This is a genomic window from Pontibacter ramchanderi (assembly GCF_002846395.1).
GTDB classification, from domain to species: Bacteria; Bacteroidota; Bacteroidia; order Cytophagales; family Hymenobacteraceae; genus Pontibacter; species Pontibacter ramchanderi.
In genome coordinates, this window is sequence record NZ_PJMU01000001.1 from 1,531,441 (window position 1) to 1,557,476 (window position 26,036).

Here is a 26,036-nt window from a genome sequence, read left to right on the forward strand (position 1 = left end):
GCATGATACAACCCATCTTAATCCTCGGTGCCTTGGTGCTTGGCCTCAACAGCTGTTCGCCGAAGCAAAACCCTGCCACTACCTCGGAGCAGAACACACCCGTAACTGAAACCGCCACTGCTCCAGAAACGCCTGCGGCTAAACCACTCGTGCTGGGCGCTGAGCAAATGGACCGTTACCTGAAGCAACTGGAAGGCAAGCGGGTCGGCATGGTCGTGAACCAGACCTCCGTAATTGGCAAGACGCACCTGGTAGACACCCTGATCAGCCGTGGCGTGCAAGTGACGACTATTTTTGCCCCTGAGCACGGTTTCCGTGGCGAAGCCGACGCTGGTGCGCACATCAAAGACGCGAAAGACACCAAGACGGGCTTACCGATTATCTCGCTCTACGGTAGCAACAAGAAACCATCGAAGGATCAGATGAAGAACCTCGACGTGCTGGTATTCGATATCCAGGATGTGGGCACGCGCTTCTATACCTACATCAGCACCATGCACTATGCCATGGAGGCCTGCGCCGAGAACGGCAAGAAGATGCTTGTACTGGACCGCCCGAACCCGAACGGCCACTATGTTGACGGCCCTGTGCTGGACATGGCGCACAAGTCCTTTGTGGGCATGCACCCGATTCCGATCGTGCACGGCCTCACAGTAGGCGAACTGGCCGAGATGATCAACGGCGAGAAATGGCTGGAAGGCGAGAGAAGCTGCGACCTGACCGTGATTAAAATGGACAACTACGACCACACGATGGCCTATGAACTGCCAGTGCGTCCTTCCCCGAACCTGCCGAACACGCAGTCTATCGCGCTATATCCTTCGATCTGCTTCTTTGAAGGCACGAACGTGAGCGTAGGCCGCGGCACACCGACTCCGTTTCAGGTAATCGGCTCACCGTTCTACCAGAAGAAAGATTATTCGTTTACTCCTGTGAGCATGCCAGGTGCCACTGACCCACCCCACAAAGGTGTGAAATGCTATGGTATGGATCTGACTGACGCATCGCATGCGCAGCCGTTCACGCTCAAGTACCTGCTGGAGATGTACAACAACTCGTCGAACAAAGAGAAATTCTTCAACAATTTCTTCGAGAAACTAGCAGGCACTTCTGAGTTGCGCAAGCAAGTGATAGCAGGCAAAACAGAAGCTGAGATTAAAGCCAGCTGGGAGCCAGAGCTGTCGGATTATAAAGTGCTCCGCAAGAACTACTTGCTATACCCTGATTTTGAATAGAACTATGCCCGAACTGCGAATCGTGTTTATGGGTACGCCCGACTTTGCCGTGCCTACCCTACAAGCACTCGTTGAAAATAAGTATAATGTGGTAGCTGTGATCACCGCTCCTGACAAACCAGCGGGTCGTGGTCAGAAGGTACAGCAGTCGCCGGTGAAGGAATACGCCGTGTCGCAAGGTATACCTGTGCTGCAACCAACCAACCTGAAGTCCGAGGCTTTTCTGGAAGAGCTGCGCAGCTACCAGGCCAACCTGCAGATTATCGTAGCCTTCCGTATGCTGCCGGAGGTGGTGTGGGCCATGCCGGAGTTGGGCTCTTTCAACATACACGCTTCCTTGTTGCCGCAATACCGGGGCGCCGCTCCTATCAATTGGGCCATCATCAATGGTGAGCAAGAGACTGGCGTTACCTCTTTCTTCCTGAAACACGAAATCGACACAGGCGACCTGATTTTCCAGGACCGTGTGCCGATTCTGGACGAAGACGATTTTGGCAGTATGTATGAGAAGTTGAAACACAAAGGCGCCGAACTTGCCGTGCGCACCGTGCAGGCCATCGAACGAGGTGAAGTGCAGCCACAGCCACAGCAAACATCTGCCGAGACGAAGCATGCTCCGAAGATCTTCAAAGAAACCTGCGAGATCAACTGGAACCTGCCCGCTCGTCAGGTACGCGATTTTATAAGAGGTCTCTCCCCCTACCCCGCAGCCTGGACGCGATTTGATGGCAAGACATTTAAAATCTTCAAGACGGAAGTGCTGGAGAACACTGCATATACGGTAGCACCAGGTAAGCTCAAAACCGACAACAAAACCTACCTGCACGTACAGACTGCCGAGGGAGCTCTGGCTATTTTGGACTTGCAGATGGAGGGCAAAAAGCGCATGCCGGTGCAGGACTTGCTCAGAGGGTATAAGTTTGAGGTATAGCGAAGGGAAATTCAGGTATAGCAGGTATAATGATACAGGTAAGGTGAACGTGTCTGACTTTATGCTTACCGAAAGGCACATTCGCCAGCGAGTACATTAGCACATTCAAAAATTAGCACATTAACCTATGATCGCCATCGTCGTCGCCATTGCTGAGAATAACGTTATCGGGAAGGACAACCAGCTGATCTGGCACCTACCCGCCGACCTGCGCCACTTCAAGCAAAAGACCATGGGGCATCCCATGATCATGGGCCGCAAGACGTTTGAATCCATTGGCAAGCCTCTCCCCGGCCGCACTACCATCATCGTGACGCGACAGGAAGATTATAAGGCAGAGGGCTGCATTGTAGTGAACTCGGTAGAGGAGGCAATTGCAAAAGGCAAAGAGTTGGACAGTGAACAAGTAAGTATTGTAGGCGGTGCTGAGATTTACAAGCAGGCCTTACCTATGGTAGATATGCTATACCTGACTGAAGTCCATCATGCCTTTAATGGAGATACTTTCTTCCCGGAGTTGAAGGAAGAGGAATGGCAGGAGTTGAGCGCAGAAAGCCACGAGCCTGATGAGAAGAACAAGTACCCCTATACCTTTAAGGAGCTACGCCGCAAGGTATAGCCGCAAGGTATAGCCGCAAGGTATAGCCGCAAGGTATAGCCGCAAGGTATAGCCGCAAGGTATAGCCGCAAGGTATAGCCGCAAGGTATAGCCGCAAGGTATAGCCGCAAGGTATAGCCGCAAGGTATAGCCGCAAAAAAAGGAGCGCCGTTGGGCGCTCCTTTTTTAATTAGGTGGAATTCAGGTGTTCTACTTATCGCAGGATGTAGACCTTACCATAACCATTCACAAAGCCTTTGTCGCCTTTCTTCCAGATGTGCTTCATTTCCTCAGCATCTTTTGGCATCACGACACGGTACAGGTATACACCATTAGCCAGCTTGTCGCCATACATATCGGTGCCGTCCCAGGCATACTCCGTTTTATTGTTACCAATACGAATCGGACCGATCTCCTCCCGCATGATTTCTTTAACAATCTTTCCCGTCACAGTCATGATCTGGATCTTGAAATCGCTCGGAATCACACCTCCTGTTAAGGTAAAAATAAATTGTGTTTTCGTAGAGAATGGGTTCGGGTACGGGTAGAAATTTGTGATTTTCGATTCGTTGTCGACCTCAAAATTAATTTTGTAGTCACTACCTGCACTCTTTCCTGAAGCATCTCGCCCCCGAACAGTTAGAGTGTAGGTTCCCGTCTCTAATCTCTCAGGTTTATACTCGAAACGGAAATCGTTCTTCTCGTCGGCTGGGCTCACCCGAAGTTCACTCGCTTTAGCCTCTTTCTTCACATCATATTGCCCTTGGATATTTGTACCCTCAAGGTAAACTTCCATCGCATCAGCATTCTCCAGAAAAACATGCTTGTTCTCATCCTTCATTGTGATGCTAATGAGTGGGCTCGGCGAAACCAATTCACCATCCATAATATGCACCCCATCAAAAGCAACATCCATGATCGGGTGCAGCTTCGATTTCACCCCAAAATTCACTTCATAAATATTGTTCTGGTACTGCTGCTCAGGCTGCAGCTGTGGGTTCACATACATGAGCAATCTGTAATTACCATCTAAGTCTGCCGTCGACATTGTATAATTAAAGGTTGCTGTTTTGTTACCTCCCAGCGCCTCAATCTTAAACCGTGACACACGGGGTTCTATCCCTTCCCCCGTTAAAGTCACTTCGACTGTAATAGAATCCTTAAAGGCGTAAGGCGTCACATTTTGGAAAGCCATTGGCATGGTTACCCTCCCACGGTTGGCTTGTTGCTCAATAATCTCATCGTTGACCTCTACTAAGTCTGGCCTTATTACGCCTTCTGGCGTGGCCTGGTAATACACCATCCATTGCCTTAGCTGTGGTGCCGATCGGTCTTCCGTATCAGATAACTCCGCTTGCAGTTGCAGATGCGGGTATTTAGCCGCATCTACCTGACTCAGGTCAAAAGCTTTTGCAGGAATGTTGTCGTTGAGCAACTCTCTAGCACCATCAGCACCAATACCGAATAATTTCAACTTGTAACTATCGTTTCCTGCCTTGTAGCGCTCAATGTTGTGGTGTAAGCTGCCCCAGCTTAAGGCCGGACCTATGAGGGTGGAGGTAATAGAGCCTTGGGTGTTATATGTTTGCAACTTAGTTACTAACATCACTTCTTGCGAGGTAGGGGCTATATTACTACCGAGATCTGCAGACACTTCATTAGCTGTTCCAGTGGCTGCCCCTTTTTGACTAACCATTGCAAAAGGATATCCTGTACTTATATTGTCTATCAATTCGGAACCGAGACTCCTAAATGCGGCCTTTAATTCAGGTGAGAATTGATCAAATGGAACTCTATTTATACCCATTACGACGACGTGTTGTCCAGTTGGTATAGCCTCCATAAACCGCTGCATCGTTGCTCTAACTGTAGCATTGTCTAAGTTTCCAAAGTCGTAGGTATTATTACTCATCCATCTACAAGGAGCGAATCCAGGAACTGTAGTGAGTTCTAAAGTTTTATTATCAAGTACATAAAAATACATTCTTGGCGCACTTGAGCCTTTAAAATTTCCACAGGAATTATCAACCTCAGATATACCATCTATATAAATACCATAAGGCGTAGTATCGAATCTTCGATCACCGCCTACAGCTCTTATTTCTATATTTCTAGAGATAACTCCAAAATTTAGCTTCCCCCGATCATCCACCTCAATTTTATCCAAATCAGATTTTATAATCTGGTCTGGATGACTTTGAGACCAACCACCTGCATTATCCTTCACATATCTAAATGAACTCATTACCCACACGGTGTCTTCCTCTGCCTCAAAACTGTCAAACCTTGCCCGCCAAAAGAATACGGTGCTATCATTATCCAAATTTTGAATGGGCAGATCAACTTTCCATGTAGGCACAACACCTGCCTGAGTTGAATATGTTTTCTTTATAGCTGATGTAAAAGTAGAGATAGTATCTAGCTCAAAGTATACTCCTTTAGGTTCCGCTCTAAGTTGAGTTGATTGAACAAAAAGATCTACTGATTGACTGTTCACTATGGAAAATTCCATAGGAGCTAGTAAAGATATCCCAGAGCTGGGTAAGAAATGGCGTATAATTAAAGAATTGTTATCCTCATTTAGTTCATCGAATTGACTTGTCGCGTCCAAAATAATTTCGAATTTATTAATTCCTATACCTGTAGAGTCAGTATTTGGAAGAACTATTTCGATTTGCTCTCTATTATAAATGGGCTTTACTTTTTGTAAAACAGGTGTTAGCTCCTTCCCACTAGGTAGTATTCTCTTTATACTAACACTTAAAGAGTCACTAATTGCTTTACCAAGGTTAATTACATTGACACGGAGAACATAATTCTTAGATACAGCAGTTGGTGCAGCACCTGAAAGTTCTTTCAATGAGTAATTATTATTGTAGTAAGCATAATCAGGTTTGCTAGGTGCATAAAGCTTGACAGCTGGATCACCCTGCAACACCATCTGAGTCATTGTCGTTATGTACTCTTCGTTATTGAAGCTGGTTATACTGTTACTGTATCTCCTTATTGTTTCTTTATGTATATCCCCTATAGTATGTCCATAGTAGTTATTATCTGTGAATGCTAAATGATAAAATTCCTTAGAGAATCTATTTAAAGGTTCATCACCACCGATGTACGACTGTGCCATGAAAGAAATAGCCCCTCTATCAGGTGTGATTAGCCAATCTTCGCCAAAAGAAACACTTCTATAAAAGAAGGCATCTCCACTGTAGCAACCATTCATTAGTATTGCGGGATATTTACCCTTATTCCTATACCCATTCAAATTTGCAGACGCAAACCCAATTTCAATATCGGAAACATCCACGGAGCTATGCCCATAAAAGGTAATCAAGGAAAGACCAGCATTAACCTCCTCTGATACATTAACATAAGCTGTAGGCTGACTAGAGTCAAACCTATATTTCTCTATTACATTTCCTCCAAACAAGGGGCCCTCTGCAACAACTTTATGCTCGTTAAGCCATCGTTTAAATTGGTTTATCTGAGTACTACCAGATCCTCCCCCTAATTGTAGAATATTTTTACGCCAAGCTAAGCCCTCGGGCAATGCTTCATGTTCTTTAACTTTATTTAAGTATGCAATGATATTTTCGGCTGAGGTAGCTGGTAAGCGCCCTGTTGGCACTTTAGGCTCAAAGCGGTTGTTTCTAAAATCTGAAGTAAAAAAGACATCGGATGCTGGTAACATACCAGTTGGAACCAAATCCATTTCATGTACTTTTGGATGTCTTCCGTCAATGTGGTAGAAGCTATATCTGTTATGTGCGCCTGTCCAATGGGCATCTTGAATCGAACGATAGTCTGCATGAGCATACTTCATCCCCTTTCCTATAATGAATAAGTATTTTGAACGATCAGATGTTTGCAAATAGGTCATAAACTTCCGGATAGCATTAGATGAGAACTCACCATAATGAAATTGGTCTACGACTTGGTCCATATATACTAATAGAGTATCATAACCACCACCCACTGAGGAGGCACGATATGATGCATACTCAAGAGGAGCAGGCCGTTGAGTACCTGCGGCTACCTTCATGAGGCGCTTGTTTGTCAAAATAATGTAATTATGACTACTGGGAACTATACGGCGAAAGCGTATATGTTCAGTTTTACCGGTAGGCTTTAATGCTTTAGCTGAATTGGCAACCAACACTTTACTTGATGCACCAGATCTTGTCGGAATTACAAACCCTTTACCATTTCCACTTACCCTTCCTTCTATACGTACAGGACTATATGAGTCTGACACATCATAAGCAAATGTTGCTACAGGAGCCAAACCTACTTCATAATATGGATTAGCTGCACGAGTTGAATCCGTGTAAAATAGTACAGAGTTAGTGGTCAGTTCAGTCTTCTGAGGAAAGGTTAATTCTATATTTGACATACTAACATTACTCTTCTGTACAGCATTAGGAACAACTCGAAAAGTAACTCTTCCGTCAGCTAGAATATCAGAAAATTCAATATGACTTTTTACATGCTGATGCCCAAATGCTCCAAACATAAAAGATGATACTTCTCTTGCTCCCCCCACAGCTGGCATAACATTTATCAAACCCGTTTGAGTCGCAGCACTTACACCAATTAAATTAAACTTAACAAGTGGTTTGGGTCCTGTAGGGACTACGCCAGTTACAGAAGCTAGATTATAGTTCTTCGCACTCGCACTACCAGTAGCTGTAAAACCCTCTCCAGTATCTATCCAAGAGAGCTGTGATTTAGTCGTCCCATAGATCTTTCCATCATAATACCGATCCACAAAATATTGCGTCACCTTCCGCAGCACATATGGTTCCGGCGTCTTCCCTGCTGGCGAGGGATTTACCTCCTGCATCCGCTTTCCTCCGGCAGGATTCACCGTCAGGAAGTAAGCGGCAGTATCTGTGTATAAACTGTAAAGCTGATGCGGCTGATGTGCCGGGTTCTTATATAGGTCCTGGTCCAGTCGACCGTCGTTGCGCTCGCCGTAGAACTCGATGAAGTCTTCCCTGTCCAGGCGACCGTCGGCTTCGCCGGCTACGTGAATGGCAACCTCTTTGCCTCTTCTGAAAAGCTGAAAGTGCTGCGGGTTGGTTCCGGCAAGGCCGAGGCTATCCAGGAAGCCGTGGCTGAGGCGATGGAGGCCTGTGTTTACTACCTTGAGCTTATAGTAGGTTTTATTATAGTCAATCCACTCATTTCCGTAGGGCGTCGGCGATTGGGCTTGCACCGATGCCTGCAGGCCGAGTGTCAACACGCTTATAAGTAAAAACTGAAGAAAGAGTCTGTTTATTTTCATCGGCTGTAAAACTTGAAACCGCATGTCTTTAATTAAAAGAATAACCTAAGGAGATGATAATGGAGTAAAGCCCCGCCGCATTGGCAGTGTTACCGTCGCGACCGTTGATGCGTGACATGGCCAGGTCGATGTTCAGCCCGTTGTTCTGGAAGCCAACACCAAAGTTGGGCTGTACCTTGGAGGACATGCCTCCGTCAAAATTCTGGAATTGCTGGTAGTTGTTAAGACCTCCGCGCACAAACACGGTCTGGGCATAAGCCAGCTCCATACCTATGTGCGGGTCCACAGAGGCGAAGTCGGACTTGAGAAGCACATTGCGTCTGCCATCGAACGTAAAATCTACATCAGCGGCCAGTATACCTGTTATTTTATCGGAGAACGTGAAATTCTTGGCTGTGCCCAGCACCAGACGGGGCAGTGTCAGTTCGGCAGTGCTTTCGGGCAGGTCGTTTCCTGTTTGCTGGTAAGTTTCTTCGAGCGCCTCCACATTATGCGTCCAAGCGGTGAAGGTGGTGGTCACGTCTTTGGCCATCACTCCAAACTGCCAGGTGCCGCGTCGTAATTGGGCGCCTGCATCAAACCCAAATCCCCAGGCATTGGCAAATTCCCCCACATTGCGGTATATAATCTTGGCGTTCACACCGAGCGTCAAGCCCTGAATCAAATTGCTTTTACGGGCATAGGAAAGGAGCATGGCGTAGTCGGCCACGGAAAAGAAACGGATACTGTCGTACTGAATGTAGCCGTACTCGTTCTGCAGTCGGCGGGTGTCCACGATGTCGTCCACGCCGAGGCGGATGACGGAGACGGCCAGCGCACTGCTCGAGTCGATGGGCATGGCAAAGCTGCCGAAGTCATTCTTGGCAATACCCGCGAAAAGCTCTGAGTGCATCAGGGCGATGTTATACTTGTTCTGCAGCTGCACCAGGCCTGCCGGATTCCAGAAACCAGCCGTAGCATCGTCGGCAATGGCTACCTGCACATTGCCCATGCCAAGCGCCCGGGCTCCCACACCGATGTTCAAGAACTCGTTGCTGTACTTGGGGGTGGACACCTGCGCCTGCACAGCCCCACTCACAAAACACAGCACGGCAATTAATATAGAAAGGGTAAATCTGTTCATAGGCACAGGTATACTGTCACTTCAGAGGTGCTTTTAAAAAAAATATCCGCTCGGCTAAAAAAAATTTACCGCTTTCCGGTTGTGTCAATTTGCCTCCTAACACTTCAAAAACCGAATTAGTTGACTTCTTGAGACATTTTTTTGCATCCAAAAATAATCATTTTTATCCACAAATAGCTGCCCCATAAACCCTTTGAAAAAAGTTTCGTAATTATTTTTAAACAGTACCTTGTTTTACATAGTACCTTTTAATAACTTTGCTTCAACATTAAACGGAATCATCATGAAAGTAGAAAACACACAAGTGCAGATGCGGAAGGGAATTCTGGAATTCTGCATCCTGGAGATTATCGCTCGTGGTGAGGTATATGCATCCGATATGTTGGAGGAGCTGACAGCTGCCAAGATGATAGTAGTGGAGGGTACACTCTACCCACTGCTTACTCGCCTCAAGAACGCGGGGCTTCTCGACTATAGTTGGGTCGAATCTACCTCAGGGCCACCCCGCAAGTATTACACGCTTACCGAGACCGGGCGCACATTTCTGGACCAACTCCGGGAAACATGGGGCGAACTGGTAGCTTCCACCGAATTCATCATCCAAAACAAGAAAGCGCAGCAATTATGAAAAAGAACATAAACGTCAACCTGCAAGGCATCATCTTCCACATTGAGGAGGATGGGTATGAGCAACTTAGCCGCTATCTTTCCTCTATCCGCCACTATTTCTCGAGCTACGAAGGGCACGAGGAGATCGTGGCAGACATTGAGGCCCGTATCGCGGAGATCTTTTCAACGCGCCTTTCCCCAAGCAAGCAAGTTATAACGCAAGAAGATGTGCAGGCACTTATCGCACAGATGGGCAACGTGACCGACTTCGAGATTTTGGAGCCAATGGATGAGGAGATGCCGCATGGCAGGCAAGCCTACACCGCCGGTGCTACAGAGCCAGGGTATGCCGAGGCAGGAACTGCCGCAGCAGCCGCTACTGCAGCCCGCCCAAGGCGCCTCTACCGCGACGTGAGCCGCAAAGTGGTAAGCGGTGTTTCGGCAGGTATAGCCAACTACCTCAATGTGGACCCAGTCTGGATTCGACTGATCTTCGTGTTCCTGGTGATCGGCACGCCGATAACAGAAGGTATTTCTGGTTCCTTCGGCCTGATCCTCTACATCATCCTCTGGATTGCGTTGCCAGTGAACTATACCTTGCCTGAGATCACAGTGAAGAAACTCTTCCGCGACCCGGACGACAAAAAACTGGCTGGCGTGGCAAGTGGTATCGCCAAGTATTTCGGAGTGGATGTGGCCGTTATCCGTATCCTGTTCCTAGCCCTGATCTTTGCGGGCGGCTTTGGTATACTGGCTTACATCATCCTCTGGGTAGCGGTCCCGGAGGCGGCCAGCCTAACCGAGCGTATGCAAATGCAGGGCAACCCCGTTACGCTGGCCAGTATTGAGCACTCGCTCAAGGAAAACCTAAACATGAAGGACCAGAACGGTGAAGAAAGCACGGCTGCCAAAGTACTGCTGCTGCCTTTTCGCATCATCTCGCAGGTGATCAACTGGCTTGGCCGTGGTTTAGGCCCCATACTTGCCGTCCTGATCACACTCATAAGAGTAGCTGCAGGTATAATTCTGCTGGTTATCTCACTTAGCCTGACAGTGGCACTTTTCACCTCCCTGTTTGTGACGCTAGGTATAGTGGATGCTGACTCGACGTTCATGATGGGTGAATTTCCGGCCTCCGTGCTCCTGGAGGGCTTTCCCCGGCTCGGACTGGTGGCAGGTTTTTTTGTAGGCCTCATCCCGATTCTGTTCCTGATCCTGCTGGCCATTGGCCTCTTGGCAAAGCGCTTCTTTATGCGCCCGTTGGTAGGCTGGTCTTTGTTCGGTATCTGGCTGATCAGCTTGTTCACCATGATCGCCTTTATCGCGGCGCACGCCGAAAACTTCCGTCGCTCCGGCGAGGTCGTAACCTCCCAGTCATTCCCGGTAGGTCCGTACCCGACCATTACGCTGGATGGGTATAACACGAACTCGGCTTATGAAAACCGTATCTATTTTGATTTGCAAAGCCACAGCGGCTCGAATGTAGAAGTACAGCAGCGCCTGCAGGCCAAGGGTAAGACGGAGGCCGAAGCGCAGCAAAATGCCCGCATGGTAACCTACCGTGTGGTGCAGACCGACTCAACGCTCCGTTTCGACGACAGCTTTGAATTTGCTCAAGGAGCCGCCTACCGCAGTCAGCGCATCGACGTAACACTGATGATACCGCAGGACAAGCAACTGCGCCTGACCAATAACTTCCTGCGCATGGTGCCAAGCAGCGCTTTCGAAGAAGAGTATAGCCGTGAGAAAACCCTGCGCAACCTGTGGCAGGTAAAAGGCAACCTGCTCAGCTGCATCACCTGCGCCTCCGACACGCTCGATGTAGCCGACAGTGATTTCACTTACAATGCCGCTGCAACGATGGGGGCCGGTGGAAGTGTGCTGATGAACGAAGCAGAGTATAGCTCGAACAAGCAGACTTACGACTTCAGTGACTTCGACGCCGTTACGGTGAACGGGGCCTACCATGTGCAGATCACGCAGGGCAGCAAATACAGCATCACAGCCAGCGGCGACGCCGACGACCTGAAAAAACTGGAAATCCGCAAGAGAGGCGACGAACTGGTAATTGAGCACGAGGACCGCACCATCAAATTGTTCGACAGACAGAAGACTGTACTGATTCAGATTGTGGTACCCGAGCTGCGTAGCCTTGACCTGAACGGGGCGATCAAAGCGGACATCGGACACATCAAAACCAACAGCCTCAACCTTGCCCTAATGGGTGCCACGCAGGCCTTTGTAGATGTGAATGTGAATAGACTGAAAGCCGATATAGCGGGTGCCTCCAAAAGCACTTTCACTGGTCGTGCCGATGATGTGGACATGGACATTGCAGGTGCCAGCAAGTTGGACGCCTCCAGACTGATTGCCAACACGGTGGAAATTGAAGCTGCAGGCGCATGCTCTGCCGATGTACACGCCACCAACACCCTACGGGCCGACGCTGCAGGTGCCAGCAAAGTGCGCTACAAGGGCAATCCGAGCAACGTGATCACGGATGTTGGGGGAGCCAGCAAAGTGTCGCGCATGTAGAAGCTTTACAACAAAAAGGGATAGGCCATTTGGCTTATCCCTTTTCTATACCTTTTATACCTGCCTCTTAGTACAAAATAAAACTATATACCCCATTGCAGGTGCTATACCTGAGCGATCTGTTTGTTTAGTTGTTTGGTGAGTTTATCTGGCGAAGCCCCAGTTCTTCCCCTTTTTTTAGGAGGAAGGCGAAGGCTTCGTCAAACTCGTTTTTAACGGTTCCTTCCAAGATGGCCTCTGTCAGGGCCTCTTTCAGTACTCCCACTGTTTTAGATGGCTTCAGGTCGAAGGTTGCCATGATGATCTCACCTGTAATCACCGGCTGGAAGTTGCGCAGTTTGTCGCTCTCCTCTACCTCAATCAGTCGCTTCTCCACCTTATCGAAATTCTGCAGATAGCGCTTTACCTTATTGTCGTTTTTGGAAGTGATGTCGGCGCGGCACAGTTTCATCAACGCGTCTATGTCATCCCCCGTCTCAAACAGGAGTCTGCGGATGGCGGAGTCGGTCACGGTGTCTTTAACCAGCGCAATCGGCCTCAGGTGCAGGCGCACAAGCTTCTGCACGAACTTCATGTGCTCGTTCAGCGGCAGTTTCAGGTCTTTGAACAGCTTGGGCACCATACGGGCGCCGCGCTCTTCGTGTCCGTGAAAGGTCCAGCCTACTTTTTCGTGGTAGCGCTTTGTATCGGGCTTGGCAATGTCGTGCATGATGGCAGACCAGCGCAACCACAGGTCATCCGACACTTCCGCCACATTGTCGAGTACCTGCAGGGTATGGTAGAAGTTGTCCTTGTGCGAATTGCCTTTGATGGTCTCCACCCCCTGCAGTTCCGCCATTTTGGGGAAGATGAGCTGCAACAGCCCGGAGGCAAATAACAACTTAAAGCCATAGGAAGGCACCGGCGACAGCACGATCTTGTTCAGTTCGTCGGTGATCCGCTCCTGCGACACAATCTTGATGCGCTCCTTGTTGTCGATGATGGCATCAAAGGTCTCCGGGTCTATGTCGAAATTGAGTTGGGAGGCGAATCGGATGGCGCGCATCATGCGCAGCGGGTCATCTGAGAACGTGATGCCTGGCTCGAGCGGCGTGCGGATGAGCTTGCGCTTCATGTCCTTCAGGCCATCGAAGCGGTCGATCAGTTGTCCGTAAGTGCCCTCGTTCAGGCTTATACCAAGGGCATTGATAGTAAAGTCGCGGCGTTTGAGGTCATCTTCCAGCGTACCGGTCTCCACTTCAGGTTTGCGGGAATGCTCCTGGTAAGACTCTTTGCGGGCGCCTACAAACTCTACTTCCCACTCGCCGGAGCGGAGCATGGCCGTACCGAAATGTTTGAAAACCGACACCTTTGGTTTGTGCGGCAACTTCTGCGATACCCGCTCAGCCAGCTCAATGCCATTGCCCACGCACACTACATCTATATCTTTGGAGGGCCTTTTCAGCACCAAATCACGTACAAAGCCCCCAATCACGTAGGCGTCTACACCTACCTCAGCGGCAGCAGCGGCCACAGTATCGAATATGGGGTGCTCTGGTAATCTTATTGTATCCATTCAGAAAAATCAAAACCTCGGGGAGTGCTCATGCGCATACCCGAGGCACAAAAGTAAAGAGATAAATTCAGAGCATTGGCAAAATTTAGACACCAGGCTCCAAACATCAGGAATAGCGGATGCTATACCTGGCCTTATTCCCGGATTATCGTCTGCTTGCCCTTTTCATCAATCCTGATAATGCAGGACGGCCGCGATTCCACCTCTTCTTCCTGCCGCCACTGCACCACGTAATCCACACGCTCTTTTATAGTGTCAGATATTTCCGCGAAGGTACGTGGGGAAGGTTCGCCGCTCACGTTAGCCGAGGTAGATACCAGTGGGCGACCAATCTGTTGCATCAGGCGATGGCAGAATTCGTCATTGGCAATGCGTATACCGATGCTGCCATCTTCGGCAATCAGTTCCTTGGGCAAGTTTTGCGCACCCGACAGCACAAAGGTCGTTGGGCGCTCCTGCGATTCGACCAGCTTCTCGAAATCTTCCGGAACAGACTCGATATAGCGGCGAAGCATTTCCACATTGCTCATCAATACGATCATCGACTTCGACTCCTCCCGCTCCTTGATCTTGTAGATCTTCTTCACGGCCTCCGCATTCTCAGCATCGCAGCCGATGCCCCATACCGTATCGGTCGGGTATAGAATCACGTTGCCAACCAGCAATTCCTCTTCCGCCGCCTGTACCTGTTTCACCAATTGGTTCATATCTTCATTGTTAATTGTTAATTGTCAATTGTTGATTCTCTCCTTACGATTGCTCCACAATATTTGGGGAAAACAACCAGCAATAAACAATCAACAATTTACTTCATCTCCTGCGTCAGTTCTACCAGCACGCCGTTGGCACTTTTTGGGTGCACGAAGCACACTAGCTTATTGTCGGCGCCTTTCTTGGGCGTTTCGTTGAGAAGCGTAAAGCCTTCGCTTTTGAGTCGCTCCATTTCGGCCAGAATATCTTCTACCTCGAAGGCAATGTGGTGTATCCCCTCTCCGCGCTTCTCGATAAACTTACTGATGGCGCTGTCAGGGGTTGTGCCTTCCAGAAGCTCTATCTTAGTACCTCCTACCTTAAAGAAAGAGGTGTTTACTGCCTCTGACTCCACAAACTCGGTTTTGTAAGGCTCCACGCCCAGCAGCTTAAAATAAAGGGCATTCGCCTCACCAAAATTTTTAACTGCTATACCTATATGTTCTACGTTTACCATTTTGTATTTGTAATTAGTCTAAGTAACCTTTTTTTGTTAATTTTGCAGGGAATTCAAAACTAATAATTTCTCACAACTGTTAATCAGACAGGATAAAAAGAGATAAAAAATAGTGATATGCTAACATTTCCGATATACTTAGACAACAACGCCACTACACCGCTGGACCCGCGTGTGCTGGAGGCCATGATGCCATACTTCACTGGTAAGTTTGGTAACGCCGCTTCCCGTAACCACGCTTTTGGCTGGCATGCTGAGGAGGCTGTTGACTATGCACGTGAGCAAATCGCCTCACTTATCAACTGTTCACCAAAAGAAATCATCTTCACATCGGGTGCCACGGAGTCTGACAACCTGGCCATCAAAGGTGTGTTTGAGATGTACGCCTCTAAAGGTAACCACATCATTACGGCTACCACCGAGCACAAAGCAGTACTGGATACTTGCAAGCACATCGAGAAAATCGGTGGCAAGGTAACGTACCTGCCAGTGAACGCGGAAGGTCTGATCGACCTGAAGCAACTGGAAGAAGCCATTACCGACAAGACCATCCTGATCTCGATTATGTATGGTAACAACGAAGTGGGTGTGATTCAGCCGATCCGCGAAATTTCTAAAATCGCTAAAAAGCACGGCGTGCTGTTCTTTACAGATGCTACGCAGGCAGTTGGTAAAATTCCTGTGGATGTAGAAGCTGATGGCATCGACCTAATGGCGTTCTCTGGTCACAAAATGTACGGCCCGAAAGGTGTCGGTGCACTTTACGTACGCCGCAAAAACCCGCGTGTGAAAGTTACGGCCCAGATGGACGGTGGCGGACATGAGCGCGGCATGCGTTCCGGCACGCTGAACGTGCCAGGTATCGTTGGCCTTGGTAAGGCTTGCGAAATTGCCAAACAGGACATGGAAAAAGACACTGCCCGTCTTTCAGCGATGCGTGACCGTCTGGAGCGTGAGTTGCTGACAATCGAGGAGTCTTACGTGAATGGTTCGCGTGAGCACCGTTTGCCGCACGTTACTAACATCTCCTTTAAGTATGTAGAAGGTGAAGGCCTGATGATGGGCGTGAAAGATATCGCCGTTTCTTCTGGTTCTGCCTGTACATCAGCCTCTTTAGAACCATCTTACGTACTAAAAGCGTTAGGATTAAGTGACGACCTGGCACACTCTTCGCTGCGTTTCGGCCTGAGCCGCTTCACTACAGACGAAGAAGTTGACTACGCCATCTCGCACGTGAAAGAGGCTGTTGCCAAACTGCGTGAGATGTCGCCACTGTGGGAGATGTTCAAAGAAGGCATCGATCTGAACTCAATTGAGTGGGCAGAACATTAATCAATTAAGAATTAGGAATGAGGAATTAAGAACGACTTAAATCTTCACTCCTAATTCAATTCATAATTCTTAATTCGTAATTCTTAATTAATCATAAAGCCATGGCTTATTCAGATAAAGTAATTGACCATTATAACAACCCACGCAACGTTGGTACGCTTGATAAAGCGAAGAACAACGTGGGTACTGGCCTTGTAGGTGCGCCTGAGTGCGGTGACGTAATGCGCCTCCAGATTGAAGTAGACGAAAACCAGATCATCACCGATGCGAAGTTCAAGACCTTCGGCTGTGGTTCTGCTATCGCTTCTTCTTCTTTGGCTACTGAGTGGCTGAAAGGCAAGTCTGTTGACGAGGCCCTTGCCATAGACAACATGGACATTGTGGAAGAACTGGCATTGCCGCCTGTGAAAATCCACTGCTCTGTACTGGCGGAAGACGCGATTAAGTCTGCCATCAACGACTACAGAGTAAAGAACGGCCTTCCAGCACTGGAAATGCCTAAGTCTCACCACTAAGAAACAGACTCGCGCATGGAGTCAACGACTGAGGTGCACGTAGAAAGTGCCCGCATTCAAAAGCAGATTGAGAACCACTTAGGCTTAAGCGGTGACAGTCTGCTTTTCGAATTCAGACCGATGGATAACAAAGTGCGTCTGGACCTGATTACGGTAAATCCACGTCACTTGCAGTCGTTCCTGTTTCACACAGAAATAGGGTATGACAAAGTGGACGCGCTCCGTAAAATGTGGGACTATGTGCAGAGTTACAAGGAAAAGGAGAGCCCTTACACGGTACAGTGGATGGCTCGCGGAGACAAGGAGTTGAACACTTCTTACTTCCGTGCCCGTAACATGTACGAGGCGCTCGACAAGCTATACTTTGGTCGAGACATGAACACGATTACTGTATTCAGTGTGGTGCTGAATCCGGTGTCTTAAAAAAGAATTGTTATGATAACAGTATCAGATAAAGCAAAAGAGAAAGTATTGAAGCTGAAGCAAGACGCGCAGCTCGACGATACGTTTCGCCTGCGCGCATCTGTAGCCGGGGGCGGTTGCTCTGGTCTCTCCTACAACCTCGACTTTGACGATGAGGTGAAGCCGATGGACCAAGAGTTTGAAGACAAAGGCGTGAAAGTGGTAGTAGATATGAAGAGCTTCCTATACCTAGCCGGTACCGAACTCGACTTTTCGGACGGCTTAAACGGAAAGGGCTTCTTCTTCAATAACCCGAACGCCTCCCGCACCTGCGGTTGCGGCGACAGTTTCTCCGTTTAACAAAGACAGCAGCTTATACAGAGCAGAAGAGCCAGTTAGAAATAACTGGCTCTTCTGCATTTAGACCTATTATAGGTTCTTGTAATTAAAGCTTATCTCTTCAGGAATCGTAACGTCTGCTTCTCCCCTACCCCGTCAGATAGGACCAAGGTATAGTTTCCATGACCTAGTAGACTTACATCTAAAGCATGCGTGTATCCTTTCAGGCTTTGGCGCAGCACCACTCGCCCCATTTTGTCATACACAGCGGCATCGTAGGTTAAGTGAGCAAGTGGTAATTCTACTCTTAGCTCCTGTTGAGCCAGGGTCGGGTATGCCATGGCAGACTTGGCTTGCTGGTTCGTAACAGCCACTATTTGATAATAGGTATAGGACAGATCTTCGTCCACTTGCTTCAATCGATAATACGACGTGCCGATCAGCGGTTCGCGGTCTTGAAAGGTATAATTGGTTGTCAGACTCGTAGTGCCACGCGCGTTTACAACTCCGATTTTGGTAAAGCTCTTTGCGTCGGCACTGCGCTCAATTTCAAAATGCTTGCTTTCATGCTCAGAGGCTGTTGTCCAGTTCAACTCAACAGCTTTGGCTACCGGACGGACCGTAAATTTAGTCAGTTCCACTGGCAGCGGCACAAAATCGGGTTCAATATGCCAAGCGACCTTCACATCGTCAATGGCAAGTCCGTGGTCTTGTTCAAGTTCATCGGGGTCGTACCAGCGAAGCATTACATAGTACCCATTAGGTATAGCTTTGGGCAAGGTATAAGTGAACTCTTTGCGATTTTCAGCAGCATTGCCGTCAACATGGCCTGCTTTTCTTTTGATGACTGGACTATTAAATTGAAGGGATGGGACTGTGGTCCAGCCTGGGGTGCTGAGTTTTACTGTCAGATTGAAAGAGGATGGGTATTCAGCAATGGCATAAGTGAATAGCAGACGCTGCACATCTGTATTTATACTCCCAGCTCGCCACTGCTCGGCAGCGAAGGCAATGTCAAGCGCTGTGATTGTTTTGCCAGAAGTATTGTGCAGCAACAGGTTATATGTAAACTCACCTGGTGTATCTGCAGTTATACCACCTAATGCTCTATCTGGCGAATTTGTGTGTCCATAACTGTAAAGTCCACCCGTATTGGATGAGCCGTTATTGATATTGATAGTGTTCCCAGCTTTTGACCGATGAACCACTCAACCGTCAGGTATAAACGCATCCTTACCTAACTCAGCAGTTGTTCCTGTTGCCGGCAAGGTGTTGAAATCCTGGGTATAGGTCGTAACAAGCCGCCCCATCTCCACAGATTGTGCATGCGAGGTAAAAATCCATGTGCACATCACCAACAAAAGATACAATTTTGTATCTCTTGTCTTGGCTAAAAACTTTTTCATTTTGGCTAAAAGTAATTTTTTGAAATACTGAAGTAATGCTTTTTGTAACAGATTTTTTTGATAAACCAGGAGTTAAGATCAAAAAGTTCAAGTACTTAGCGGTATTTATAATATTTTTAAGACTTACAGTTAAAAGACTTTCTTATCAAATGCATCTGCAAGCATATATTGCCATAACTTCGCAATGCAAATATGGTGCACATACTATCTACCACAGTTGGCAGCAATGAAACATGATTTCGCAGTCATAACCCCAATGGCAAACGAGGAAAAGGACTTCAGTCCCTTCGTAAACGCATTAACAGTAGTATTAAATGAGATGCAATCTGGCAGGGTATATCTTATAGTGGATAATGCATCTAAAGATCGAACTTTGCATTTATGCCAAGATCTTGCAATGCAAGACAATAGGTTTGTAGCAGTCTGGGCACCGGAATCAAAAAATGTCGTTGATGCCTATTTAATTGGCTATAGAAATGCTGCTACTGCTAAACATGAGTATATAATTGAAATGGATGCAGGTCTATCTCATGATCCGAAGTCTTTACGACATCTACTGAATCCACTAGTTCAGGGCTATGATTGTACATTCGGAAGCCGATTTACTAAAGGGGGAGCTATCCTAGATACTAATTTGAAAAGGACGGTATTATCTAAAGGCGGTACGCTCCTCACAAATTTGTTACTAGGCACAAAACTTAAGGATATGACTTCGGGATACCAAGGCTTCAGACTTGAGGTTGTGGAAAGATTTTTAACTTACAAATTATTATCAAAAGCACATTTTTACCAAACTGAGCTTCGCTACCTACTACGTAAGACAAGATATATTGAAGTACCTATTCATTATAGGTCACCATCGCCAAGGGTATCAAAAAAGGCCGTTAAGAATGCTTTGCATGTATTACTATACTATTTTCGCAAGAGGATTCTTTTTAAATCAATTTCATTGTAATAAAGCACTTATCTTAGCATTAACACTGGAGGTTTAAAAATCCGCATGCGTAAAACCTTTATTGTCATCACATCAATTGCTGATGAACACCATTCTATTTTAAAAAAGATAGCGGCAAGAGCTGTAAGTCATCAGGTACCTGTTATACTAATTGGTGATTCAGCTAGCCCTGCCTCCTTTAAGTTAGAGGGCTGTGAGTTTTACTCATTAAAAGAGCAGGCAATATTACCATTTGCCCTAGCTCAAAATCTACCTACAGGACACTATTCACGAAAAAATTTAGGGTATCTACTGGCTATATCTAGAGGAGCTGAGATTATAGTTGAGACCGATGATGATAATATCCCTCTTGCTACATTTTGGGATGAGCGGACCGATGAGACAGAAGCTTACTTGTTGGAAAATACTGGCTGGACAAATGTATACAGGTATTTTACCGAGATTAACATTTGGCCACGAGGCTTTGCTTTGGAGCATCTTCATAAAACTCTTCCTTCTTTAAGGAATTTTAAACTCGTAAAAAGTCCCATACAGCAAGGATTGGCTGATGAAAACCCTGATGTTGATGCTATCTACAGGCTCACCATGCCACTGCCAGTCTATTTTAATTTATCGCCTAGTGTAGCATTGGGCAACAATTCATTCTGTCCTTTTAATAGCCAGAATACAACTTGGTTCAAGGAAGCATTTCCTTTGCTTTACTTGCCTTCACACTGTAGCTTCAGGATGACAGATATCTGGCGCTCATTTATAGCACAAAGAATCGCTTGGACATGCGGATGGCCTATTTTGTTTCATAACTGTACTGTAAGGCAAGAGCGAAATACTCATAATTTGATGACTGATTTTAAAGATGAAATCAGTGGATATATCAGCAATGACGCCATTCTAAATAGATTAAAAAATTTACATCTTAAGGACGGAGCTGTCAATATTCCTGATAATATGAGGATCTGTTACGCCGCGCTAATTGAACTTGGTGTATTTAATGCTTTAGAAGAAAATTTGTTAGAAGCGTGGTTAGAAGATATCAACTTAATTAGCCAACAATTTTTCGATCAATGAAAAAAACACGACTTCTCACTGCATTATATTTCCTCTTTGTAATAATTTTAGTGTATAGATTGGTAGAGGGCATCTGGAATGGATACGAAAAAGAAAGCTGGCACATCACAGAACTTTTAATCAATTATCAAGGTGGATTTGTAAGAAGAGGGTTATTAGGAGAGGTACTGTATCGTATAACACCTTTCATCAAACTCAGTCCTTATTATATTATAATTTCGATATGTCTTATTTCATACCTTGCATTAATCTATTTTTATATAAGTGGCTTTATTAAACGAGAATACACTTTATTCCTCCTGCCTTTCGTTTTCTTTCTCGGAAATCCCATTATAAATGACTTTTGGGTAAGGAAAGATATCATTGAAATTCTATTTTTTATTCTTATCCTGTACTTAGCCACAAAAAAAGGAAAGCGTTTCGTTATATTTTTAAATATTGCCCTCATTATTGGCATTTTAATACATGAATCGATTGCCTTTTTCGCCCTACCATTTTTGGCATTATTATTATATAGTAAGAGTAACTTAGATAAATCCCGTTACATTTTCAGAAACATCTTAATCACATTTATACAATTATTGCCAGCTATATCTACGTTCTTACTTGTGATTTATTTCAAGGGAACACCTAGTATAGCAAACAACATTTGGGAGTCATGGCGTACTATTAACTTTCCAATTCAAGAAGCTTCTGCATCGACACCAGCAGCAATAGATGGAATATCCTGGAGCTTAGAAAAAGGGCTCAGTTATTTCTTTGTTACATTAAAGAATTTCGAGTTTCAAATTTATGCACCATTTGCCTGGGTATTAATTATCATCTCGATTTACTTTATCTTTATAAAGATCAATCATTTTAATTTCAAAGTATATAGATATATACCTAAAGGAAATATAAATATTAGGCACTTATCAAGTGTGCTTTTTTTACAGCTTACTGCCGTAACTCCATTATTTATTCTTGGATGGGATTATGGACGATGGATATTCTTATGGACTTCATCCACGTTTGCTATCTTGTTGATAATACCAGAGAACATATTATCGAAAACTTTGCCAAGCCAACTTGTAGCTGTAACAACCTATATTAACATACAATTAGATAACTACTTAAGCAATTCTAAGGCGTTTCTTGTACTTATTTGTCTGATTATTGGTGTTCCATCTTATAGCTGGAGCATCTTAGAATATGTTGACACACTTCCCCCTTTGCTCGTCCTCCAATTTATTTCTGAGTTATTTTACAATGGAGTTGTTTTAATAAAAGAATTAATAGGGCTAAACTAAAATTAAATGCCAACAGTGATGCATAAAATTTGCTATTACTACCCCTCCTTACTCGCTACCTGATTCAGATTAGCTGTTTTGAAGTGCTGGTATACCCGAAGCACTATGGCGAGGGCCACGGCTGCCTCGGCAGCGGCAACCAGGATAACGAAGAGCGAGAACAGCTGCCCTTGCATCAATTGCGGATCGTGGCGGCTAAAGGCGACAAGATTGAGGTTGGCGGCATTGAAAATCAGCTCTATACCCATCAGTACCATTACGGCATGACGCTTGGAAATAACCGCCAGCACGCCGATGGCGAACAGCGCAGCGCTTAGTAGCAGTATGTGTTCCAGAGGAATTTGTGTGATCATATTATACCTTCTGTTTAGCAGTAGCGATGTAGGCGGCTCCCATGAGCGCAATAAGTAGCAGCAGCGACGCCACCTCGAAAGGCAGTACAAAGTCGGTCATCAGTTTGATACCTATTAGTTGCACGGTGCTTTTTTGTCCAGACAGCACATCGGTACCGGCCTGCTGAATCCAAGGCAGTGAACTGAAGCCTGCCCGCCAGATAGTATAACTCAAGCCAATGAGGGTGAGCAGCGAAATGGTAATGCCCCAACCTACATTCGTATTTTCTGACATCACGGACTTATCGTGCACGCGACTGCTGAGCATGATGCCAAACAAAATGAGCACCAACACACCCCCTACATAAACCATCAGCTGCGTAACGGCTACAAAATCAGCGAAGAGCAGCACATAAATGGCGGCCACACTAAGCAGGGTGAGCAGCAGCGAAAAACCTGCGTACAGTAGGTTGCGGGTCAACACCATGTAGGCTCCCGAAAGTATAGCTATAGCTGCGAAGATATAAAAAAGCATTTCCTGATCAGTCGCTTGTTTGTTTAGGCTAATTAGGCCAAATGTGAAGTGGCAACAAAGGCCTGTTTAGCGGCTACCTTTTTAGCCATGTATCAATTCAACAATATAACAATTTATTTACTGTTGCTTTCTTGCAGCCAGGGCAGCTGCTTTGGCGGCTGCCATTTCCTCCTGCTGCTTGGCAAGTAACTGCTTCTTTTCCTCTGCCTGCTCCGGTGTAAGGTCCGTGAAGTGGTAAATCATATTCTTAATATCCACTTCAGCAAAATCGTATACGGGAGTCATGGTGAGGCAGTCGGTGGGACATACAGTGGTGCAAAGGCCGCAAAAGCAGCACTTGGCCATGTCGATGTCAAATATGGGGGCGTACAGACGCTTCTTGGTACCATCCGAGGTCATCCCGATCTCCTCGGTTGCTTTCACCGACTCAATGGTAATGCAATTCACCGGGCAGATCTTGGCACAGAGGTCACACACAATGCAATCGTCGATTTCGTTGTGCAGGCGGTAGCGGCCGTTCTCCGGAACAGGTATAGCCTCATATGGGTACGTTAGCGTTACCAGTCCTTCGGGCTGCTTAAAGTAGTCTGCGTCCATAACCGGCACAGGCGCACGGCGTTTGTCCGCATTCCGGAAATGCCGCCAGGTCAGTCGCAAGCCGCTCAGCAGCGACTTGGTTACTTCCCAAAAACCGGTTTTATGTGTTACTGACGATCTTTCCATGTTAACTATGCAAGAATAAGCCGGAAGCCCATTTGATTTGCCCTATGGGGCATTAGCGTCCCAATTTTAAAACTCTATTCTTCCTTACTCTTAAACTCCTAAACTCTCCAACTCCTGAACTTATACCATCAACAACCGCCAGATTCCTGCCAGCAGTACAATGCCCAATGCAATAGGTGTAAGCACTTTCCAGCACAGATGCATGAGTTGGTCTACACGTAGGCGGGGGTAGGTCCAGCGGATCTGCAGCTGCAGAAAAAGCAACACAAAGGTTTTGCTCAGCAGCCAGAAACCACCCCACAGTATACCTGACAGCTCCCCTACCGTGCCGGTCGTCCAGTTGGCGAATTTGAGCGCGGTCAGGTTCGGCAGTGGCGTATTCCAGCTTCCCAAAAAGAGGATAACGGCCACCAGGCTTACCAGCACCATCATGCTATACTCAGCCAGAAACAAAATGGCAAACCGGAAACCTGAGTACTCCACATGAAAACCCGCCACCAGCTCCGACTCCGCTTCAGGTATATCAAACGGCGCACGGTTGCTCTCGGCCAGCGATGCAATGAAGTAGATGACAAAGGCTACCAGCAAAATCGGCGCCCGGAAAATATTCCAGGTCGTGATGCCGCCTATGTTCGTTGTGTTTATACCCAGGGCCTCGATGCCAAAGAGCCAGTTCGTTTCAAACTCAAGACCCGGAAAACGATTGAGCAGGATACCTTGCTGGTAGCTGATCTCCTGAAAATCAAGCGACTGGCAGACCATAACAACTGAGAGAATAGCCAGACCTGCCGGTATTTCATAGGAAACGATCTGGGCAACCGAGCGCATGGCGCCGAGCATGGCATATTTGTTATTGGAGCCCCAGCCCGCCATCAGCAAGCCCACCACATCCAGTGAAATAATAGCCAGCAGGTAAAAAACACCAATGCCTATACCTGCCGGTATCAGATCCGGGGTGAAGGGTATCACGGCAAAGCCGGCGAAAACAGCCGCAAAGATCAGGATGGGCGCCAACTTAAATAGCTTCTTGTCGGCGGCGGCCGGCACAATGTCCTCTTTCTGCAACAGCTTCACCACATCCAGCACCGATTGCAGCGAACCATAGGGCCCGGCCTCGGTTGGCCCCATGCGGTCCTGCATAAAGGCCGCCACCTTGCGCTCTGCATAGGCAAGCACAATCACGATGCCCAGCAAGAGTAAAAGTGTCAGCGCAAAAGCCAGCATAGCGAATTGGGGTTTATGAACGGGCAAAGGTAGTTTTTAATGTGCTACTGTAGCAAGTATACCGCCTGTTTAAATACCATTGGCGGACGTCAGGATGATCGGCTCGCCGTCGGTTATCAGGATGGTGTGCTCGTGCTGTGCTACGTAAGCACCTGCATCGGCCAATAGCGTCCAGCCGTCGCCTTTCTCGTGCACGTAGCTGCCTTTAGTTGAAATGAAGGTTTCGACAGCCACCACAGTATTTTTCCGGAAGCGGCGGGTTTCATGCTTGTCATAGAAACAGGGAATCTCGTGCGGTTCTTCGTGCAAACTGCGCCCCACGCCGTGGCCAACAAGATTCTTGATCACCTTAAAGCCATTCTTTTTCGCTTCTGTCTCAATAATGCGGCCGATTTCTGCGATCTTCCTCCCGCCTTTTATTTCCTTTAGCGCTTTGTGCAGCGCCACGGCAGAGGTATCCACAAGCTTGCTCAGGCCATGGATGTCTTCTCCCAGAATAAAGGACCCGCCGTTATCGGCGTAGTAACCATCAAGTTCTGCAGACACGTCAATGTTCACCAGGTCGCCGTCTTGCAGCAGGGTTTTGTCTGAGGGTATGCCGTGAGCGGCCTCATTGTTGATACTGATACAGGTATAGCCAGGAAAATCGTACGTGATCTTGGGAGCCGATTGCGCACCGAAAGACTGCAGGATGTTACTGCCGAATTCGTCCAGTTCTTTTGTTGTCATACCTGCCCGGGCATGCTCGCGCATTTGTTTTAGCGTCAGCGCAACGGCCTCACTCACCTTCTTTATACCTTCCAGATCTTTTTCTGAGTCTATTGACATGGCTATAC

The 26,036-nt window shown here is 47.0% G+C and carries 25 protein-coding genes; 12 read left to right on the plus strand and 13 right to left on the minus strand.

Features of this window, described 5'->3' with window-relative positions:
• Positions 1-2 precede the first annotated feature (2 nt).
• From BD749_RS06455 to BD749_RS06465, 3 genes are all read left to right on the plus strand, one after another.
• Positions 3-1,235 carry an exo-beta-N-acetylmuramidase NamZ family protein gene (locus tag BD749_RS06455; protein ID WP_101443497.1) on the plus strand — a complete coding sequence of 411 codons (1,233 nt, stop codon included), beginning with the start codon at positions 3-5 and terminating at the stop codon, positions 1,233-1,235.
• Between the two features lie 4 nt (positions 1,236-1,239).
• Positions 1,240-2,166: a methionyl-tRNA formyltransferase gene (gene fmt, locus BD749_RS06460; protein ID WP_101443498.1), complete on the plus strand. Its 927-nt coding sequence runs from the start codon at positions 1,240-1,242 to the stop codon at positions 2,164-2,166.
• Between the two features lie 127 nt (positions 2,167-2,293).
• Positions 2,294-2,785: a dihydrofolate reductase gene (locus BD749_RS06465; RefSeq protein ID WP_101443499.1), complete on the plus strand. Its 492-nt coding sequence runs from the start codon at positions 2,294-2,296 to the stop codon at positions 2,783-2,785.
• Here BD749_RS06465 and BD749_RS19340 read toward each other — a convergent pair.
• The 3 genes from BD749_RS19340 to BD749_RS06475 all read right to left on the minus strand — a co-directional run bounded on the left by BD749_RS19340 (position 2,768) and on the right by BD749_RS06475 (position 9,177).
• Positions 2,768-2,908 (minus strand): hypothetical protein, encoded by a 141-nt coding sequence (locus BD749_RS19340; RefSeq protein WP_180336332.1) that lies wholly within the window; start codon positions 2,906-2,908, stop codon positions 2,768-2,770. The genes BD749_RS06465 and BD749_RS19340 overlap by 18 nt on opposite strands.
• Positions 2,909-2,978: 70 nt before the next feature.
• Entirely contained in the window at positions 2,979-8,078 is a 5,100-nt protein-coding gene (gene porU2, locus BD749_RS06470; RefSeq protein ID WP_245868816.1) for a putative type IX secretion system sortase PorU2, read from the minus strand.
• A 4-nt stretch (positions 8,079-8,082) separates the two neighbouring features.
• Positions 8,083-9,177, minus strand: coding sequence for a putative type IX sorting system protein PorV2 (locus tag BD749_RS06475; RefSeq protein ID WP_245868818.1), 1,095 nt, complete (start codon positions 9,175-9,177; stop codon positions 8,083-8,085).
• A 283-nt stretch (positions 9,178-9,460) separates the two neighbouring features.
• Between BD749_RS06475 and BD749_RS06480 the strand changes: the two genes are divergently transcribed.
• Both BD749_RS06480 and BD749_RS06485 read left to right on the plus strand, forming a co-directional pair.
• Complete coding sequence (locus BD749_RS06480; RefSeq protein ID WP_101443500.1) at positions 9,461-9,805, plus strand: PadR family transcriptional regulator; 345 nt, start codon at positions 9,461-9,463, stop codon at positions 9,803-9,805.
• Complete coding sequence (locus BD749_RS06485) at positions 9,802-12,321, plus strand: GIN domain-containing protein (RefSeq protein ID WP_101443501.1); 2,520 nt, start codon at positions 9,802-9,804, stop codon at positions 12,319-12,321. The genes BD749_RS06480 and BD749_RS06485 overlap by 4 nt, the downstream gene beginning before the upstream one ends.
• Positions 12,322-12,448: 127 nt before the next feature.
• On the opposite strand, the gene BD749_RS06490 is transcribed toward BD749_RS06485, so the two are convergent.
• From BD749_RS06490 to mce, 3 genes are all read right to left on the minus strand, one after another.
• Positions 12,449-13,876, minus strand: a complete 1,428-nt coding sequence (locus BD749_RS06490; RefSeq protein ID WP_101443502.1) for a CCA tRNA nucleotidyltransferase — start codon at positions 13,874-13,876, stop codon at positions 12,449-12,451.
• A 134-nt stretch (positions 13,877-14,010) separates the two neighbouring features.
• Entirely contained in the window at positions 14,011-14,583 is a 573-nt protein-coding gene (locus BD749_RS06495; RefSeq protein ID WP_101443503.1) for an L-threonylcarbamoyladenylate synthase, read from the minus strand.
• A gap of 98 nt (positions 14,584-14,681) precedes the next feature.
• Positions 14,682-15,083 carry a methylmalonyl-CoA epimerase gene (mce, locus tag BD749_RS06500; protein WP_101443504.1) on the minus strand — a complete coding sequence of 134 codons (402 nt, stop codon included), beginning with the start codon at positions 15,081-15,083 and terminating at the stop codon, positions 14,682-14,684.
• A 117-nt stretch (positions 15,084-15,200) separates the two neighbouring features.
• Here mce and BD749_RS06505 point away from each other — a divergent pair, with 117 nt between their 5' ends.
• The 4 genes from BD749_RS06505 (at position 15,201) to BD749_RS06520 (ending at position 17,692) form a co-directional block, all read left to right on the plus strand.
• Positions 15,201-16,415 carry an IscS subfamily cysteine desulfurase gene (locus tag BD749_RS06505; RefSeq protein WP_101443505.1) on the plus strand — a complete coding sequence of 405 codons (1,215 nt, stop codon included), beginning with the start codon at positions 15,201-15,203 and terminating at the stop codon, positions 16,413-16,415.
• Positions 16,416-16,516: 101 nt separating this feature from the next.
• Positions 16,517-16,930, plus strand: coding sequence for a Fe-S cluster assembly scaffold IscU (gene iscU, locus BD749_RS06510; RefSeq protein ID WP_007656687.1), 414 nt, complete (start codon positions 16,517-16,519; stop codon positions 16,928-16,930).
• Positions 16,931-16,945: 15 nt separating this feature from the next.
• Complete coding sequence (locus BD749_RS06515; RefSeq protein WP_101443506.1) at positions 16,946-17,353, plus strand: hypothetical protein; 408 nt, start codon at positions 16,946-16,948, stop codon at positions 17,351-17,353.
• A gap of 12 nt (positions 17,354-17,365) precedes the next feature.
• The gene (locus tag BD749_RS06520; RefSeq protein ID WP_101443507.1) at positions 17,366-17,692 is read left to right on the plus strand and encodes a HesB/IscA family protein; all 327 of its coding nucleotides are present in this window, start codon (positions 17,366-17,368) and stop codon (positions 17,690-17,692) included.
• Positions 17,693-17,784: 92 nt separating this feature from the next.
• On the opposite strand, the gene BD749_RS06525 is transcribed toward BD749_RS06520, so the two are convergent.
• Both BD749_RS06525 and BD749_RS06530 read right to left on the minus strand, forming a co-directional pair.
• A complete protein-coding gene (locus BD749_RS06525; protein WP_245868820.1) occupies positions 17,785-18,726 on the minus strand; it encodes a T9SS C-terminal target domain-containing protein in 942 nt (313 codons plus the stop codon).
• Between the two features lie 153 nt (positions 18,727-18,879).
• Positions 18,880-19,077 carry a hypothetical protein gene (locus tag BD749_RS06530; protein ID WP_101443508.1) on the minus strand — a complete coding sequence of 66 codons (198 nt, stop codon included), beginning with the start codon at positions 19,075-19,077 and terminating at the stop codon, positions 18,880-18,882.
• Positions 19,078-19,333: 256 nt separating this feature from the next.
• Between BD749_RS06530 and BD749_RS06535 the strand changes: the two genes are divergently transcribed.
• From BD749_RS06535 to BD749_RS06545, 3 genes are read left to right on the plus strand one after another with little or no spacing between them, the layout of a single operon-like run.
• Complete coding sequence (locus tag BD749_RS06535) at positions 19,334-20,032, plus strand: glycosyltransferase (RefSeq protein ID WP_101443661.1); 699 nt, start codon at positions 19,334-19,336, stop codon at positions 20,030-20,032.
• A 45-nt stretch (positions 20,033-20,077) separates the two neighbouring features.
• Complete coding sequence (locus BD749_RS06540) at positions 20,078-21,097, plus strand: STELLO glycosyltransferase family protein (RefSeq protein ID WP_101443509.1); 1,020 nt, start codon at positions 20,078-20,080, stop codon at positions 21,095-21,097.
• Positions 21,094-22,386, plus strand: coding sequence for a hypothetical protein (locus tag BD749_RS06545; protein ID WP_101443510.1), 1,293 nt, complete (start codon positions 21,094-21,096; stop codon positions 22,384-22,386). Before BD749_RS06540 ends, BD749_RS06545 begins: the two co-directional genes overlap by 4 nt.
• A gap of 38 nt (positions 22,387-22,424) precedes the next feature.
• On the opposite strand, the gene nuoK is transcribed toward BD749_RS06545, so the two are convergent.
• From nuoK to map, 5 genes are all read right to left on the minus strand, one after another.
• A complete protein-coding gene (gene nuoK / locus BD749_RS06550; protein ID WP_101443511.1) occupies positions 22,425-22,739 on the minus strand; it encodes an NADH-quinone oxidoreductase subunit NuoK in 315 nt (104 codons plus the stop codon).
• A 1-nt stretch (position 22,740) separates the two neighbouring features.
• On the minus strand, positions 22,741-23,253 hold the full coding sequence (locus BD749_RS06555) for an NADH-quinone oxidoreductase subunit J family protein (RefSeq protein WP_101443512.1): 513 nt from the start codon (positions 23,251-23,253) through the stop codon (positions 22,741-22,743).
• A gap of 117 nt (positions 23,254-23,370) precedes the next feature.
• A complete protein-coding gene (locus tag BD749_RS19740; RefSeq protein ID WP_394341663.1) occupies positions 23,371-23,730 on the minus strand; it encodes a 4Fe-4S binding protein in 360 nt (119 codons plus the stop codon).
• A gap of 366 nt (positions 23,731-24,096) precedes the next feature.
• Positions 24,097-25,200 carry a complex I subunit 1/NuoH family protein gene (locus tag BD749_RS06565; protein ID WP_101443513.1) on the minus strand — a complete coding sequence of 368 codons (1,104 nt, stop codon included), beginning with the start codon at positions 25,198-25,200 and terminating at the stop codon, positions 24,097-24,099.
• A 69-nt stretch (positions 25,201-25,269) separates the two neighbouring features.
• Positions 25,270-26,028 (minus strand): type I methionyl aminopeptidase, encoded by a 759-nt coding sequence (gene map, locus BD749_RS06570; RefSeq protein ID WP_101443514.1) that lies wholly within the window; start codon positions 26,026-26,028, stop codon positions 25,270-25,272.
• Positions 26,029-26,036: the final 8 nt, after the last annotated feature.

Bases quoted from the DNA above. Each gene is read 5' to 3' on its own strand.
- BD749_RS06515 (WP_101443506.1), top strand. From the start codon at position 16,946: ATGGAGTCAACGACTGAGGTGCACGTAGAAAGTGCCCGCATTCAAAAG.
- nuoK (WP_101443511.1), bottom strand. From the start codon at position 22,739: ATGATCACACAAATTCCTCTGGAACACATACTGCTACTAAGCGCTGCG.
- BD749_RS06565 (WP_101443513.1), bottom strand. From the start codon at position 25,200: ATGCTGGCTTTTGCGCTGACACTTTTACTCTTGCTGGGCATCGTGATT.
- BD749_RS06480 (WP_101443500.1), top strand. From the start codon at position 9,461: ATGAAAGTAGAAAACACACAAGTGCAGATGCGGAAGGGAATTCTGGAA.
- BD749_RS06490 (WP_101443502.1), bottom strand. From the start codon at position 13,876: ATGGATACAATAAGATTACCAGAGCACCCCATATTCGATACTGTGGCC.
- mce (WP_101443504.1), bottom strand. From the start codon at position 15,083: ATGGTAAACGTAGAACATATAGGTATAGCAGTTAAAAATTTTGGTGAG.
- BD749_RS06495 (WP_101443503.1), bottom strand. From the start codon at position 14,583: ATGAACCAATTGGTGAAACAGGTACAGGCGGCGGAAGAGGAATTGCTG.
- BD749_RS06545 (WP_101443510.1), top strand. From the start codon at position 21,094: ATGAAAAAAACACGACTTCTCACTGCATTATATTTCCTCTTTGTAATA.
- BD749_RS06465 (WP_101443499.1), top strand. From the start codon at position 2,294: ATGATCGCCATCGTCGTCGCCATTGCTGAGAATAACGTTATCGGGAAG.
- BD749_RS06485 (WP_101443501.1), top strand. From the start codon at position 9,802: ATGAAAAAGAACATAAACGTCAACCTGCAAGGCATCATCTTCCACATT.
- porU2 (WP_245868816.1), bottom strand. From the start codon at position 8,078: ATGCGGTTTCAAGTTTTACAGCCGATGAAAATAAACAGACTCTTTCTT.
- BD749_RS06475 (WP_245868818.1), bottom strand. From the start codon at position 9,177: ATGAACAGATTTACCCTTTCTATATTAATTGCCGTGCTGTGTTTTGTG.
- BD749_RS06540 (WP_101443509.1), top strand. From the start codon at position 20,078: ATGCGTAAAACCTTTATTGTCATCACATCAATTGCTGATGAACACCAT.
- iscU (WP_007656687.1), top strand. From the start codon at position 16,517: ATGGCTTATTCAGATAAAGTAATTGACCATTATAACAACCCACGCAAC.
- BD749_RS06520 (WP_101443507.1), top strand. From the start codon at position 17,366: ATGATAACAGTATCAGATAAAGCAAAAGAGAAAGTATTGAAGCTGAAG.
- BD749_RS06535 (WP_101443661.1), top strand. From the start codon at position 19,334: ATGGCAAACGAGGAAAAGGACTTCAGTCCCTTCGTAAACGCATTAACA.
- BD749_RS06455 (WP_101443497.1), top strand. From the start codon at position 3: ATGATACAACCCATCTTAATCCTCGGTGCCTTGGTGCTTGGCCTCAAC.
- map (WP_101443514.1), bottom strand. From the start codon at position 26,028: ATGTCAATAGACTCAGAAAAAGATCTGGAAGGTATAAAGAAGGTGAGT.
- BD749_RS06530 (WP_101443508.1), bottom strand. From the start codon at position 19,077: ATGAAAAAGTTTTTAGCCAAGACAAGAGATACAAAATTGTATCTTTTG.
- BD749_RS06505 (WP_101443505.1), top strand. From the start codon at position 15,201: ATGCTAACATTTCCGATATACTTAGACAACAACGCCACTACACCGCTG.
- BD749_RS06555 (WP_101443512.1), bottom strand. From the start codon at position 23,253: ATGCTTTTTTATATCTTCGCAGCTATAGCTATACTTTCGGGAGCCTAC.
- fmt (WP_101443498.1), top strand. From the start codon at position 1,240: ATGCCCGAACTGCGAATCGTGTTTATGGGTACGCCCGACTTTGCCGTG.